General features: G+C 47.5%; 12 protein-coding genes and 1 other RNA gene. All 13 read right to left on the reverse strand.

What is annotated here, in order from left to right; translation table 11 throughout:
- Positions 1-7: 7 nt before the first annotated feature.
- Positions 8-1,270 (reverse strand): cell division protein FtsA, encoded by a 1,263-nt coding sequence (gene ftsA, locus KJB05_RS15730; RefSeq protein WP_005436133.1) that lies wholly within the window; start codon positions 1,268-1,270, stop codon positions 8-10.
- On the reverse strand, positions 1,263-2,048 hold the full coding sequence (locus tag KJB05_RS15735; RefSeq protein ID WP_005436132.1) for a cell division protein FtsQ/DivIB: 786 nt from the start codon (positions 2,046-2,048) through the stop codon (positions 1,263-1,265). The genes ftsA and KJB05_RS15735 overlap by 8 nt, the downstream gene beginning before the upstream one ends.
- 191 nt (positions 2,049-2,239) lie before the next feature.
- Positions 2,240-3,697, reverse strand: coding sequence for a UDP-N-acetylmuramate--L-alanine ligase (gene murC, locus KJB05_RS15740; protein ID WP_038893967.1), 1,458 nt, complete (start codon positions 3,695-3,697; stop codon positions 2,240-2,242).
- A gap of 22 nt (positions 3,698-3,719) precedes the next feature.
- A complete protein-coding gene (gene murG / locus KJB05_RS15745) occupies positions 3,720-4,787 on the reverse strand; it encodes an undecaprenyldiphospho-muramoylpentapeptide beta-N-acetylglucosaminyltransferase (RefSeq protein ID WP_208444616.1) in 1,068 nt (355 codons plus the stop codon).
- On the reverse strand, positions 4,774-5,970 hold the full coding sequence (ftsW, locus tag KJB05_RS15750) for a cell division protein FtsW (protein WP_208444615.1): 1,197 nt from the start codon (positions 5,968-5,970) through the stop codon (positions 4,774-4,776). Before ftsW ends, murG begins: the two co-directional genes overlap by 14 nt.
- Positions 5,971-5,988: 18 nt before the next feature.
- Positions 5,989-7,302 carry a UDP-N-acetylmuramoyl-L-alanine--D-glutamate ligase gene (gene murD, locus KJB05_RS15755; protein WP_078607848.1) on the reverse strand — a complete coding sequence of 438 codons (1,314 nt, stop codon included), beginning with the start codon at positions 7,300-7,302 and terminating at the stop codon, positions 5,989-5,991.
- 39 nt (positions 7,303-7,341) lie between these two features.
- A complete protein-coding gene (mraY, locus tag KJB05_RS15760) occupies positions 7,342-8,424 on the reverse strand; it encodes a phospho-N-acetylmuramoyl-pentapeptide-transferase (protein ID WP_005428568.1) in 1,083 nt (360 codons plus the stop codon).
- Positions 8,424-9,788 (reverse strand): UDP-N-acetylmuramoyl-tripeptide--D-alanyl-D-alanine ligase, encoded by a 1,365-nt coding sequence (gene murF / locus KJB05_RS15765; RefSeq protein WP_208444614.1) that lies wholly within the window; start codon positions 9,786-9,788, stop codon positions 8,424-8,426. The genes mraY and murF overlap by 1 nt, the downstream gene beginning before the upstream one ends.
- The gene (gene murE, locus KJB05_RS15770) at positions 9,785-11,266 is read right to left on the reverse strand and encodes a UDP-N-acetylmuramoyl-L-alanyl-D-glutamate--2,6-diaminopimelate ligase (protein WP_208444613.1); all 1,482 of its coding nucleotides are present in this window, start codon (positions 11,264-11,266) and stop codon (positions 9,785-9,787) included. The genes murF and murE overlap by 4 nt, the downstream gene beginning before the upstream one ends.
- A gap of 60 nt (positions 11,267-11,326) precedes the next feature.
- A complete protein-coding gene (locus KJB05_RS15775; RefSeq protein ID WP_208444612.1) occupies positions 11,327-13,132 on the reverse strand; it encodes a penicillin-binding transpeptidase domain-containing protein in 1,806 nt (601 codons plus the stop codon).
- Positions 13,129-13,446, reverse strand: coding sequence for a cell division protein FtsL (gene ftsL, locus KJB05_RS15780; RefSeq protein WP_005428577.1), 318 nt, complete (start codon positions 13,444-13,446; stop codon positions 13,129-13,131). The genes KJB05_RS15775 and ftsL overlap by 4 nt, the downstream gene beginning before the upstream one ends.
- 5 nt (positions 13,447-13,451) lie before the next feature.
- A complete protein-coding gene (rsmH, locus tag KJB05_RS15785) occupies positions 13,452-14,402 on the reverse strand; it encodes a 16S rRNA (cytosine(1402)-N(4))-methyltransferase RsmH (protein ID WP_005447784.1) in 951 nt (316 codons plus the stop codon).
- Between the two features lie 176 nt (positions 14,403-14,578).
- Positions 14,579-15,007, reverse strand: an RNA gene (gene rnpB / locus KJB05_RS15790) — RNase P RNA component class A.
- Positions 15,008-15,176 lie beyond the last annotated feature (169 nt).

Consider the following 15,176-nt stretch of genomic DNA (forward strand, 5'->3'; position numbering starts at 1 on the left):
ACTCAGGTTAAAACTCTTTTTGTATCCAATTACGCAATTTACCGAAAAAGCCAGTAACAGATGAGCGCTTAGGTTCATTATAATCGCTATCGTCGCTAGACTGCATGTCTCTTGCGTAATGAAGTAATCCAACTGCCGTAGAATGGTACGGCTCTTTTACATAGTCAGTTAAGCCGCTGACTTCGAGCGGTTTGCCGACCCTTACTTGGTTGCGGAATACGCGTTCCGCACATTCTACCACTCCTTCGATTTGCGCAGCACCGCCGGTGAGAACTACACCCGCGGCGAGATGGTGCTTGATGCCCTCTTCGCGCAATTTCGCTTGTACAGAGTCGATAGTTTGGTTAACCAGTCCCATAAGCTCTGAGTATCGCGGCTCAATCACTTCTGACAAAGTCTGACGTTGCAGACTACGTGAAGGTCGGCCACCCACGCTTGGAACGTTAACCGTGTCATCCTTACTGACTAGTTCACTCAAGGCACAGCCATATTTGACTTTTATTTCTTCAGCATCGCTCACTGGCGTACCAAAAGCAAAGGCAATATCGCTAGTTACCGCATTTCCTGCGTAAGAAAATACTTCAGTGTGACGTAACGCACCACCGGTCCAGATAGAAACATCCATCGTACCAGCGCCGATATCGACCACACAAACCCCAAGCTCTCTTTCGTCCTCGGTAATTACCGCATTACTTGCAGCAAGCCCAGAAAACACCAGTTGCTCTACTTTAAGGCCGCAGCGTTCTACTGCCTTAATAATATTGCGTGCCATATCATTATGGCATGAGATCAAATGGACACTCACTTCCATTCTCACTCCTGATAAACCAAGCGGGTTTTTAATGCCCTCTTGGTAGTCGATGGTGAACTCTTGCGGAATCACATGAAGGATTCGCTGTTCATCACCGATTTTAATCGATTTTGCAGTATGGATAGCGCGATCCATATCTTCTTGAGAAACTTCCTCGTCCGATATAGTGCCCATGCCTTTTTCAATTCGGCTTGCGATATGCTTACCAGACAACGAAATGAATACTCGGCTGATTTGGCATTCCGCCATTAACTCAGCTTGATCAACTGCGCGTTGTACTGATTTTACAACCGACTCCAAATCATTCACGCCGCCTTTATCCATGCCACGTGAAGGGCTGCTACCCGCACCAATAATATTTATTTGGCCATCCGGTAGAATCTCACCCACTAGAGCTGATACGGTTGCAGTGCCTATATCAAGACCAACAATAATGTTGTCATCAGCGGCCTTAGTCATTCGTACTCTCTTGTTCTAACTCATGTTCAGGAAACCACCCAACGGCGGCTCCAGTATCGTACCTAAGATCGATATAACTGATTCTTTGAGTGTCACTGCCAAGCTTGTTATAAAGCGAGAAAAAACGCTCTATACGCTCATCCAGAGACTCTTTACCGAGCTCTAGTCGAATACCGTTATCAAGGATGATTTGCCAAGCTCGTCGCTCGTTTAATACCAGAGACGATATAGCTAGACCCAATGTTTGGAACTTAGGTCGGAGTTCGCGATAGGTTTGCAAGACTTCCGGCCCGGTTTCATTGGGTCCATATAACTTAACTTTCTCTTCCTTTAGCAGGCCGACATCGCCTTCGAATACCAAACCATTATTGTCTAACAGTTCGTTGCCATTCCAGATGGCTACAGGGCGATGTTCTGTCAAAAATACTTTTACCGTGTCCGGCCACTGCTTGCGAATTGCGGCATGCGCAACCCAAGGAATGGCTTCTACACTATGCTGCAGCACATCAATGTCTTGCGACATAAAAGTGCCGATATGATCAATCTGGCTAAACGCCGCTTGAACATCGTCTGCAGTGACGTACTCCAATTTACCTTGAAGCACAATTTTGGAGAGAGGTAACCTTTGGTCATCCCACATCCAACTGATCGCTGAGTACAAAACAGAACTAATTAAGGTCACCACGACAACGAAAAATAGTGCACCTAAAATTTTATCTTGGCGACCACGATTGTTATCCGTGTTAAGTCGCTCTTCATTCAGTGCAATATTCAACAACGTCTTCGTTTCCTGACTTTTGTCCTGTACTTTTCACCGATTTAGCTAACATCGGCAAAAGTATTGACTTTAACCTTGGGATTATACTGAGCTCTTGTAAACTATCAAACACTGATAGCGATAAATCACAACGCTCTTGACGCAAAATCGAGATCTAGGTCTTTCTCTGTGCTTTGCGTCAATCGTCGCTGTTAGCCGAGCATCTTGTTAATGTTTAATTCAAGTGCTGCAAGTTGCTTCGCTACTTTACCGACATCACCCGCGCCTTGCGTCAAAATCAGGTCGCCGTCTTGTATAACGTTAGCTAAAACTGAAGGCAATTGCTCTATTTCAGGAACAAAAATTGGATCCACCTTCCCACGACTGCGAATCGTACGGCATAAAGCACGACCATCCGCCCCTGCAATTGGCTTTTCGCCCGCAGCGTAAACATCCAACATGATTAACACATCAACTTGTTCAAGTACGTTTGCAAAGTCATCGTACAAATCACGCGTACGGCTATAACGGTGCGGTTGGAAAATCATCACCAAACGCTTGTCTTGCCATCCACTGCGCGCAGCATTAATTGTTACGTCCACTTCTGTTGGGTGGTGACCGTAGTCATCAACAAGCATTGCATTGCCGTTGCCAGTATCAAACTCGCCTAAATGATCAAAACGACGACCTGTACCTTGAGTACCAGCCATTGCTTTTAAGATTGCTTCATCACTGATGTCGTCTTCTGTCGCTACGGCAATCGCTGCAGATGCATTGAGTGCATTGTGACGACCAGGGATGTTTAGTGTGATATCCAGATTCGCACGGCCTTCGCGTACCACAGTGAATTTGCCTTGCTGGCCTTCTTGATGGTAATTCTCGATACGTACGTCGGCATCCTCAGAGAAGCCGTAAGTAATCACTTGACGGCTAATACGCGGAATCAGCTCACGAATCACAGGATCGTCGATGCACACAATCGCTTGACCATAAAACGGTAGGTTGTGAAGGAAATCGATGAAGGTTTGCTTCAAGGTTTCAAAGTCACCACCGTACGTATCCATATGGTCAGCTTCGATGTTTGTCACGATGCTCACCATAGGTTGAAGGTGCAAGAATGAAGCATCACTTTCGTCTGCTTCTGCAATCAAAATTCGGCTAGAACCTAGACGCGCGTTTGTACCAGCGCTCTTTACCAGACCACCGTTTACAAACGTTGGATCAAGGCCTGCTTCAGAATAGATTTGAGTGACAAGAGCAGTCGTCGTGGTTTTACCGTGTGTACCTGCGACAGCAATACCGTGACGGAATCGCATCAATTCAGCCAACATCTCTGCGCGGCGTACGATAGGGATACGTAATTCACGTGCCGCCATCACTTCTGGGTTTTCTTCGTTGATCGCCGTTGACACAACAACCACACTGGCTTTTTCTACATTGCTCGCTTGGTGGCCGATAAATACGGTTGCACCTTTTGATACCAAACGCTCTGTCACTGGGTTCTCTGATAGGTCAGAACCTGTGATTTGGTAGCCTTCGTTCAACAGCACTTCTGCAATGCCGCTCATGCCCGCACCACCAATACCGATGAAGTGGATGGATTTCACGCGGCGCATCTCTGGCACCATTGCGCGAATCTGAGCTAAGTCTTGTGTATGTTGGATTGTCATCAATTCTATTCTCAATAATTCGTTAACGCTTTTCGGTCAAAGCGACAATGGCTTGTGCGACAACTCGGTCAGCATTCAATTTTGCAGCGCCACGCGCTTGCTCTGCCATTGTAAGTAAAGCTTGTCGATCCAATTGTTGGATCTGCTGAGTCAGTGACTCAACGGTTAAATCTGGTTGTTCAATCATTTTCGCCGCGCCGCAATCCACCAAGTGGTCAGCATTCAGTGCCTGCTGGCGGTCTTTATGCATAAACGGAACAAAAATAGCGCCTACACCTGCCGCTGATACTTCAGAAACGGTTAACGCTCCAGAGCGACAAACTAAAAGGTCAGCCCATGCGTAAGCTTCTGCAACGTCATCAATGAACTCCGTTACTTCTGCATTTACCACACCATTAGCTTGGTATGCTGCGTTCACCTCTTCGGCGGAGCCTTTGCCCGCTTGATGACGAATACAGTAATCTTTGCCCAATTTCGCCATCACTTCTGGCAGAGTTTGGTTAAGAATACGTGCGCCTTGGCTGCCACCCATCACCAAAATGCGAATTGGACCTTGGCGTTCTTGCATGCGCTCGATTGGCGCAGTTAATTGAGTCACGTCTTCACGAACTGGGTTACCAACCACTTCAGCATTTGGAAAAGCGCCCGGGAAAGCCTGAAAAACCTTCTTAGCGATTTTTGATAACCATTGGTTCGTTAAACCTGCTACTGCATTTTGCTCATGCAGAACAACAGGAATGCCACTCATCCAAGCGGCAATACCACCAGGGCCACTCACATAACCGCCCATGCCAAGCACTGCGTCTGGCTGCCAGCGTTTCATGTGCGCACGAGCCTGCATGATGGCATTGATAATTTGAAATGGTGCCGCAAGAAGACGCTTAACGCCTTGACCTCGTAGACCTTTTACTTTGATAAAGTCGATTTCAATGCCGTGTTTTGGCACTAAATCCGCTTCCATTCTATCCGCGGTGCCTAACCAGCGAATCTCCCAACCTTGCTCTTGTAACTGCTTCGCTACCGCAAGACCTGGGAACACGTGACCGCCAGTACCACCAGCCATCACCATCAAACGTTTATTTTTCTTCATCGATTTGTTGTTCTGATTCTTTCTGACCGCACTTTAAGCGGCACTCGTGATCGATTCGCAGCAAGATAGATACTGCCACGGACATGATAATAAGACTCGAACCACCGTAACTGATCAGCGGTAGAGTAAGACCTTTGGTCGGAACGATACCGGCAGCTGCGCCGACGTTAACCAAAGTCTGAAAAGCAAACCAAATACCGATACCAAATGCGAGGTAACCACCAAACATTTCGCCCTCATCAAAAGCGCGCTTGCCGATGTAAACGGCTTTAAGTACCAAGCTGAAGATCAGCATCAACACCAATACTACGCCTACAAAGCCAAGCTCTTCTGCTAGCACCGCAAATACGAAGTCAGTGTGTGCTTCTGGTAGATATTCGAGTTTTTGAATTGAGTTACCGAGACCTTGACCAAACCATTCACCACGACCAAACGCCATGAGTGACTGAGTGAGCTGATAACCGCTGCCGAATGGGTCTTCCCAAGGGTCTAAGAATGACGTCACACGGCGAATACGATATGGCTCGACCAAAATGAGGCCAACTACGGCACCGATACCGGCAATCATCAGAGCTAAGAATTGCGTCAGTTTAGCGCCGGCAATGAATAGCATACCGAACAAGGTCACCAACATTACGACTACGGTACCTAAATCGGGCTGCCCTAGAAGCAACACGGCGAAGAAGGCGAACACCATAATCGGCTTCATGAAACCGCCGAAGAAGGTTTGACGCACTTCATCTTGCTTACGCACCAGATAACCGGACATAAAGACAAACAAGGAGAGCTTCGCCACCTCGGCAGGCTGCAAGTTGAAAAGGCCAAGCGGTATCCAGCGGGATGCTCCGTTTACCGATTTACCTGCCACCAATACGATGATGAGCAATCCAAAGGCTATCCATAGAAGGTAGTGACTTTTCTTAAACCACTCCTCCAAAGGCACTTGGAGAATAACCGAGGAAACACCAATCGCGAGAACTAGAAACGTGGCATGACGGAACATGAAGTGAAATGGCTGATCCGTCAAACGTGAGCTGATAGGAAATGATGCTGATGTCACCATCACCAAGCCAGTTAACATCAAACCCAGCGCAATCCAGACAAGTTGACGATCAAAGAGCGCCTCTGGTGCAGGATGCTTAAGCCAAGTGCCAATGCTGCGTTTAACGTTACCTAAACCCACGAAGTGTGTGACCTTTAATTATGCGTATTTCTCAGCAAGAGCTGCAAATGCGTCACCTCTTGCCATAAAGTTGTCGAATTGATCAAAGCTAGCACATGCCGGAGACAGCATCACCATATCGCCCGTTTTTAACTGCGAAGATATCTGTTGAATCACATCTTCCATGGTGTCGAAACGAGTTGCTGATTCATGCAGTGGCATAAATTCATCGCCATCTGCACCGAAGCAGCACAATTGTAGGTTCAGCGTTGCAAAGATCGGTTTTAATGGAGTGAAGTCCGCACCTTTTCCGACACCACCAACGAGTAAGTAAAGTTTACCCGTTGATTCAAGGCCAGAGAGTGCAGCCATAGTGCTCGCAATATTGGTTGCTTTTGAGTCATTCACCCATTTTACGCCACGATTATCCGCAACCACTTGGCATCGATGTGTCAAACCCGTGTAAGTTTTCAGTGCATTCAATGATTTGTGATAATCCACACCCGCCGCTTTAAGCAAAGCAAGCACCACAAGTGCGTTAGCAAGGTTGTGCTTACCAACCAACTTCAATTCATCACTGGCAATCACACGCTGGCCATGATCAAGCAGCCAAGTACGGTTACCGTCAACTTCAAGGCCGTATGCTTGTTCATCACTACCAAACGTCACCAACGGTGTTTCAGTCTCAGGGAAGGTTTCTCGATCATCACGATTAACCACTGCCAGTTCTGCATTATCAAAAATGCGCAGCTTAGCTTGTCGGTAGTCCGCCATACCCTCATAACGGTCCATGTGGTCTTCCGAAAGGTTTAGAAACGCCGCGGCTTTAAGCTTCAAGCTTGATGTGGTTTCTAGTTGGAAGCTAGACAGTTCAAGTACATACAAATCTGCGTCTTGCTCTAGCAAATCGAGAGCAGGAACCCCGATGTTGCCACCAACACCGACCGTTAACCCAGCAGCTTTTGCTAGCACGCCGGTTAGGTCTGTTACTGTGCTTTTACCATTAGATCCGGTAATCGCAATAACTGGCTTATCGACGGCCCACGCGAAAAGTTCGATATCACCAACGACGGGTGTACCTTTAGCAATAATGGTTTGAATCTCTGGCGTTGCCAGTGCGATGCCAGGGTTAGTCACCACTAGGTCAGCATCTGCCAACCACTGTGTATTCCAACTGCCGCTGTGCAACTCTACCTGCTCAGGTAAACGCTCCGCACCCGGTGGATTCGCACGTGTATCGATGACTTTAACCGCCAGTTGCGGCTGATTTTTTGCAAGGTGTTTAACGACAGAGAGCCCGGTAATACCGAGCCCTACAACGACGACCTTATGTATGTTTTGCCAACGTTCCATATTTGATCACGCAATTTGTCTTGTTCTTGGAAAGTGCGATTAACGCACTTTCAGTGTCGCTAGACCAATCAGAACAAGAACCATAGAAATAATCCAGAAGCGCACGATTACGCGAGGCTCTGGCCAACCTTTTAATTCGTAGTGGTGGTGAATCGGAGCCATGCGGAAAATACGCTGACCGCGCAGTTTGTAAGAACCTACCTGTAGAATTACCGATAGTGTCTCCATTACAAATACACCGCCCATGATCACGAGTACTAGCTCTTGACGAACCAATACTGCGATTGTGCCAAGCGCACCGCCAAGTGCTAGTGAGCCCACATCGCCCATGAAAACTTGTGCTGGGTAAGTGTTAAACCACAAGAAACCAAGACCTGCACCAACAATTGCCGTACATACCACAACCAATTCAGAAGCGTGCGGTAGGTAAGGAATGTGAAGGTATTCAGAGAAGTTAACGTTACCCGTCGCCCATGCAATCACCGCAAAGCCAGCCGCAACGAGAACCGTTGGCATGATAGCCAAACCATCTAGACCATCGGTTAGGTTTACCGCGTTACTGGTACCCACGATTACAAAGTAAGTCAGGATAATGTACATCAAACCAAGTTGCGGCATGATGTCTTTAAAGAACGGCACGACAAGTTGAGTTGCTGCAGTGTCTTTGCCGTAAGCGTACAACGCAAACGCCACTACAAACGCAATTAATGATTGCCAAAAATACTTCCAACGAGCAATCAGACCGTCAGTGTTCTTACGCACGACCTTACGATAATCATCGACAAAGCCGATTGCACCATAGCCAAGCAGAACCGTCAGTACCGCCCATACGTATGGGTTCGATAGGTCAGTCCATAAAAGAATAGTGATAGAGATAGCAGCCAAAATCATGATACCGCCCATTGTTGGGGTACCACGTTTGCTAAAGTGGGATTCTGGACCTTCGTTACGAACAACCTGACCAATTTGGAGCATCTGTAGACGCTTGATCATGATAGGTCCCATCCATAGAGAGAGACCTAGAGCGGTAAGTACGCTGAGGATTGCTCGAAAAGACAGGTATTCAAACAATCGGAAAAAAGATAGGTATGGCTGTAGCAGCTCGGCAAGCCAAATAATCATTAATAATACTCCTTCAAAGCAGCAGCGACTTCAAACATACGTGCACCGTTCGCGCCTTTCACCAGCATTGTGTGGTGTTCAGGACCCGCTTGGTCTAGATGCTGCTTGATGTAGTCAATCATCTCTTGATGTGTTTCGAAATGGATGCCATCGCAAAGCTCGCTAATGACCTTCGCATCTGCACCATACGTGAGAACATGTTCAAATTTTTGTGGGGCAGCATGTTCCCCGACTTGACGATGAAGTGCAAGACTTTCCTCACCCAACTCCGCCATATTGCCTAAAATCAACCAACGTTGTCCCTGAAAAGCCGACAATAGATCTACCGCCGCTTTCATTGCGGGAACGCTCGCGTTGTAGCTATCATCAATCAATTTGACTTTATCGCTAAGCTCTTCCACTTCAACACGGCCCTTGACCTTGTTTAAGTGCTTCAGACCTGTTCGAACCTCTTCCAAGGTTGCGCCAAATTGCAACGCGATGATAGAAGCAGCAATCGCATTCGCCACGTTGTGTTGACCAATAATACCCAGAGACAGTTCAATTTCTTGTGAAGTTGCTGCGATATGTAGGTCAAAGCTTGCTTCGCCTGCAGCGTTCAACACGATGTTAGAAGCGTAGAAATCTGCGCCAGTATTATTTTGTGAAAAAGTAATGACTTTCTTATCTGCTAACACTCGGTCCCACTTGGCTTCACCATTGCTGTCTAAGTTAACAATCGCAATGCCACCAGCAGCTAGCCCTTGGTAGATTTCACCTTTAGCTTGTTTAACGCCATCAATAGAACCAAACCCTTCTAGGTGCGCTGCCGCCACGTTGTTTACCATCGCGATGTCAGGCTTAACCAGTTGAGTCGTGTATTCAATTTCACCAATATGGTTCGCACCCAGCTCAATCACTGCGTAGTCATCGTCTTGTTGAGAGCACAGCAACGTCAGTGGCACGCCAATGTCATTGTTGAAGTTACCTGCAGTAAATAGCACTTTGCCTTTTAGCTGCAAAATACTGGCAACCATCTCTTTCACGGTGGTTTTACCGCAGCTACCTGTGATCGCGACCGTCGGCGTTTGGCATGCTTGGTGAATCCAAGCTGCCACTTGACCTAATGCTACCTTACTATCGGCAACAACGACTTGAGGCACATTCACATTAAGCGTTTTTTGTACCAATAAAGCACCCGCGCCCGATTCAACCGCTTGTTGGCAGAAATCGTGAGCATCAAAACGCTCTCCAACCAAAGCAACAAACAAAGCACCTTGTTCGATAGCTCGAGTGTCGGTCGAAACAGATTCAATGGAGAGGTCGTTGCCAACCAGTTCACCGCCAGTGATGTCGGCAATTTGAGAAAGCGTTACTGTGATCATGATGAAAGCCCCAATAGTGTCATGGCTGACTCGCGGTCAGAGTAATGGATGGTTCCAGAATTTAGAATTTGGTAGTCCTCATGACCTTTACCGGCCAGAAGGATAATGTCTTGCGAAGAAGCATGCTCAAGTGCGTAAGACAGCGCTTTAAAACGGTCATGTTGCACAATCGCCTCAGCTGGTTTCGTTAAACCTGCCAACATGTCTTTCATGATCAGCGCTGGATCTTCGCTACGAGGGTTGTCATCGGTAAGTACCACTTTGTCACCCAAACGCTCGGCAATTTCCGCCATCATTGGGCGCTTACCAGCATCACGGTCACCACCACAGCCGAAGATAGCCCAAAGCTCACCTTGGCAATGCACACGCAATGCTTGCAGGGCTTTTTCTAGTGCGTCAGGCGTGTGAGCGTAATCCACCACTACTTTGGCATTGTCGTCAGCTTGGAACAGTTCCATGCGGCCAAGAACGGGCTGCAATTGGCCTGCCGTTACCAGTAAATCTTGCTTGCTGAAACCGAGACTAAGTAACGTTGTGAATGCCAACATCAGGTTCGCTGCATTGAACTCACCGATAAGTGGTGCATGCAAAGTACCTTCACCGAATTTGCCATCAAACTCAATCGTGATACCAGATTCAGCATAAGCGATGTGGTTTGCATATACGCTTTGAGAAAATTCATTGTTTGGCTTGAGAGATACAGCAAGCGCGTTAGTCAGTTGTTTTGCCCACGACGCTCCCACCATGTCATCGACATTGATGATCGCATGCTCGCATTGATGGGCGGTAAACAACGTCAGCTTGGCATTGGCATACTCTTCCATCGTGCCATGGTAATCAAGATGATCACGGCTCAGGTTAGTGAACACGCCTGCGGCAAAAGACAGCGCTTTAACGCGACCTTGAATTAAACCGTGGGAAGAAACTTCAAGCGCCGTGTATTGTGCTTTTTGTTCAGCGAGCGAAGACAGTGTTTTTTGGATTTCAACGGCGTTGCCCGTAGTATTCGCAGCTTCTTGTAGGTTGTCGAGAAAGCCATTTCCCGTGGTTCCCATTACCGCCGCTTTTGAACCGACCAAATCAATCCATTGAGCAATCAGCTGAGTGATGGTGGTTTTGCCGTTGGTGCCAGTGACACCAATCAAATCCATCGTTGGGTAGGTATACAAATGACCTGCAATTTCAGATAGGCACTTATCCAGCGCATCAAGGTAAATCACTGGAACATCATCAACAATCTCAATCGTGCCATGCGCTTTTTGCTCACAAGCTTGAGCAATCACCGCATTCGCACCTTGCTGAATTGCGGTTGGGATAAATTTACGCCCATCCACAACATGGCCAATGATAGCTACAAAGGTTGTTCCAGATTGAACTCGTCGACTGTCGAGTTCCAATTCAGAAACAAGAATGGACGACAAACTCGGGCAATCGACCCAAGTGGAAAGCAGCGTGTCCATACTGATGGCTTTAGTCATATTTATTCTCCGAGCATTAGCTCAGCTTTCTTCATTTTGTTTCTCAGTACGCTAATAAGCCTACTGTTGGAATTTATTTTCGTCAGGGGCAACGTTCAGAATTTGCAGTGCGCCTTTCATGATTTCAGAGAAAACCGGCGAGGCTACCGAACCACCGTAGTAGTCGTCACCTTGTGGTTCATTAACCACAACCACAAGCGCTAAACGTGGGTCACTTACTGGCGCAACACCTGCTGTATAGTTGATGTACTCATCACTATAGCCACCTGCACTTGCCTTACGCGCAGTACCTGTTTTGGCACCGACTCGGTAACCAGGAACCGCAGCACGACGAGCAGAGCCGCCTTTTTGCGTTACCGTTTCAAGCATGTCTAAGACGAGACGAGCATTCTCTTTGCTCACGACTTGGCGTGCCATATCATTGTCGTTACTTTCGATGATATGAATCGGCTCATATTTACCCAAGTTACCCAACGTCGCATAGGCATGCGCTAACTGGATTGGCGTAACTGACAGACCATAACCAAACGAGATGGTTGCGCGCTCAATTGGAGACCAACGCGAGCGGCTCGGGAAAATACCCACCACTTCACCAACCAAGTTCAAACCTGACAACTCGCCAAGACCAACAGAACTGTACAATCCAAGTAAAGCTTCAACCGGCATTTGCATCGCCAGCTTGGTCACACCGATGTTACTCGATTTCTTTAGAATGGTAGTTAGGCTCGCTTTGCCGACTTTTGGCGCATCACGAACGCGGCTACCACCGAGTTGAAGAATACCGTTACCCGTATCAACGATCGTATCTTTGTCTGCTACCCCATTTTCTAATGCGGCCAAAACAACAAAAGGCTTAATGGTTGAGCCAGGTTCCAATGAGTCAGTAATCACACGGTTACGCATTTTGTAACTTTGCCAATCACTGCGGTTATTCGGGTTGTAAGAAGGTGCATTCACCATCGCGAGAACCGCACCCGTTTTAACGTCAAGAATCACAACCGATCCAGATGTTGCACGGTGATCGGCTACAGCCTGCTTGATAGCACGATACGCCACCGCTTGAATGCGCTGATCAATTGTCAGTTGCAGTGGTTTACCTTCTTGTTTCTCTTTAAGAGCAATGTTTTCTACCACGCGCCCATAACGGTCTTTACGGATGGTTTTCTTGCCCGCTGCGCCCGTTAACCATTCGTCGTAGCTTCGTTCCACGCCTTCTAGGCCGTGGCCATCAATGCCAGTTACACCAACTAAGTGAGCACTAACCTCACCGGCCGGGTAATAACGACGAGATTCCGACTTCAAGCCAACACCAGGTAGTTTGAGTTCACGAATGTAGTTCGCCATCGCTGGGCTAACTTGGCGTTGTAGATAGATAAAGCGGCGCTTTTCGTTTTTCTTGATTTTGTTGATCAGGCCTTGACGATCCAAACCAAGTACATCAGCGAGTGCGTACCAGCTCTTAGTTTGCTGCAAAGCGCCTTCTTTGAAGATGGTCTTAGGATCAGCCCAAACAGCCTCAACAGGAACACTCACCGCGAGAGGCTCGCCGTTACGATCAGAGATAATACCGCGCGCCGAAGGAATAGCTTTAACGCGGACAGAACGAAGGTCACCTTGCTTGATCAGGTTATCAGGCTCGATAATTTGAATATAGGCCACTCGCCCAACGAGAAGAGCAAAGGCACAGAAGACAAAAAACAGCAGTAACTGAAAGCGCCAGCGAATCAAAAACGACTCGGGCTCTTCAACGACTTCTGCTTCTTTAGGTTCTTTGGTGGGTTGCGGTTTTGCCGCAGCTACTTTTTTTTCTTTCGCAGCAGGCTTGCGCGTATTTCCTTGTTTAGATTTGGCTTTTTTTCCAATCATTTTAACGTGATAACCACTTCTTTATCGCCATCTGGTCGTTTCATTTCAAGATCCTTCTTTGCCAAGTCTTGAACGCGACTGTGTTCTGCGAGAGCTGTTTCTTCCAACATTAGGTTGCGCCATTCGCTGTCCAATCGCTCCCGCTCAACCAATGTATGATCTTTTTCAGTGATCGCTTGACGCGCATGGTGGGTTGCAAACACCACTCCCATTGCGGTTGCGAAGATCAAAATCATCAACAACAACGACCAGCGACCGACGGTAATCAAATCCGTCGCTATCAACTTAGCAAGGTTAGGAGTGGTTTTCGTCATAATAATTAAAGCTTTTCTGCAATTCTTAGCACTGAGCTTCGAGAACGCGGGTTCATGTCAATTTCTTGCTTAGTTGGTTTGATAGCTTTACCAACAGGCTTCATGTTTGCACTACCCAGAGCACGAATCTGCTCTTCTGTCATTGGGATACCGTGTGGCACTTCTGGACCTTTACTCTCTTTACGAATAAAGCGTTTCACCATGCGATCTTCCAATGAGTGGAAACTGATCACAGACAAACGTCCTTCAGGAGCCAAAATGCTTGCCGCGCCTTTTAGTGCTGTATCAATTTCTTCTAATTCACTGTTGATGTAAATGCGAAAAGCCTGAAAAGCACGGGTTGCTGGGTGTTTTTTCTCTTTAAAGCTTTTTGGTGCCGCATCTGAGATCAGTTTTGCTAGCTGACCAGTACGAACCATCGGCTCATTTTCTTCATCTTCGCGGTATGCCACAATCGCTTTCGCTATGCGACGTGCGTGTTTGTCTTCACCGAACTCGCGAATGACCCAAGTAATGTCATCCAAATCCGCTTCCATCAACCATTGAGAAACGGGGATACCTGATGTTGGGTCCATACGCATATCTAGTGGACCATCTTTCATAAAGCTAAAGCCACGCTCAGCATCATCTAACTGTGGAGAAGACACGCCAAGATCAAGCAGGACACCGTCAACTTTACCAACTAAACCGTATTCTTCTGCGTACTTCGCCATACCAGAAAATGGACCATGAATGATGGTAAAACGAGGGTCGTCGATTTTGCTCGCTTCTGCGATAGCCTGTGGATCACGGTCGATACTGTATAGACGACCATTCTCCCCGAGCTTCGACAAGATAGTTCTGCTGTGACCGCCACGGCCAAATGTTCCATCGATATAGATACCATCGGGTTTGATAGCCAAGCCATCAATGGATTCATTTAATAACACTGAGATATGTTGAAATGTTTCGGTCATAGCTTTCTCGTTGAATGATCTTGAAGCGATTCTTTAGTGTACTGATTTCCCACATCATCGCCACCTCAAGTCTAAAGTTAGACGTGATTCAGCGCCAAGTTTATTGGTAATGACATAGTTTGCGTCAATAAAATGCAAAAAACCCATCACTACCGAAGTAGGGATGGGTCTCGAATAGGTGGAGCCGACACATAAGCCGGGTTCTGTTCCGCTTGCGCGGCGGTAGCCATTCGTCTAGGCCAGCAATCACTCACTGGCTCGAGCAACCTACCCGCCTCCTTACGCGAGCAACGCAATGTGGAGGCCTATTTGGTCTTGCTTCAGGTGGAGTTTACCCTGCTACGAACTATTACTAGTCGTCCGGTGCGCTCTTACCGCACCCTTTCACCCTTACCTGTGCCCTAAGGCCATCGGCGGTCTTCTCTCTGCTGCACTTGTCGTAGGCTTGCGCCCCCCAGGCGTTACCTGGCACCTTGCTCTATGAAGCCCGGACTTTCCTCCCCTTTGTCAGTCTCCCGAAGGACGTCAACGTCAGTCTCCCAAAGGGACTTCGACGTCAGTCTCCCGAAGGACATCAACAAAGCAGCGACTACCCAGTCAGCTCCGATGGCGGATTGTATAGAGTTATCCCTTCTGAGTCTAGTGAGATCACAGATATGATGAAATGAGGATGTTAATTGCTCAGAAAACAAACAAGAATACTTAAATTTGGGGAACATTGCATTGCCGGATTAGAGAACCGGGAGCACGATACCCCGAAGAGAGAACGTTGTA

This window comes from Vibrio sp. B1ASS3 (genome assembly GCF_905175355.1).
Lineage (GTDB): Bacteria > Pseudomonadota > Gammaproteobacteria > Enterobacterales > Vibrionaceae > Vibrio > Vibrio owensii.

Excerpts from the sequence above, each read along its gene's own strand:
- murC (WP_038893967.1), bottom strand. The coding sequence starts at position 3,697 with ATGACAATCCAACATACACAAGACTTAGCTCAGATTCGCGCAATGGTG.
- rsmH (WP_005447784.1), bottom strand. The coding sequence starts at position 14,402 with ATGACCGAAACATTTCAACATATCTCAGTGTTATTAAATGAATCCATT.
- murD (WP_078607848.1), bottom strand. The coding sequence starts at position 7,302 with ATGGAACGTTGGCAAAACATACATAAGGTCGTCGTTGTAGGGCTCGGT.
- ftsA (WP_005436133.1), bottom strand. The coding sequence starts at position 1,270 with ATGACTAAGGCCGCTGATGACAACATTATTGTTGGTCTTGATATAGGC.
- murF (WP_208444614.1), bottom strand. The coding sequence starts at position 9,788 with ATGATCACAGTAACGCTTTCTCAAATTGCCGACATCACTGGCGGTGAA.
- ftsL (WP_005428577.1), bottom strand. The coding sequence starts at position 13,446 with ATGACGAAAACCACTCCTAACCTTGCTAAGTTGATAGCGACGGATTTG.
- murE (WP_208444613.1), bottom strand. The coding sequence starts at position 11,266 with ATGACTAAAGCCATCAGTATGGACACGCTGCTTTCCACTTGGGTCGAT.
- KJB05_RS15775 (WP_208444612.1), bottom strand. The coding sequence starts at position 13,132 with ATGATTGGAAAAAAAGCCAAATCTAAACAAGGAAATACGCGCAAGCCT.
- murG (WP_208444616.1), bottom strand. The coding sequence starts at position 4,787 with ATGAAGAAAAATAAACGTTTGATGGTGATGGCTGGTGGTACTGGCGGT.
- mraY (WP_005428568.1), bottom strand. The coding sequence starts at position 8,424 with ATGATTATTTGGCTTGCCGAGCTGCTACAGCCATACCTATCTTTTTTC.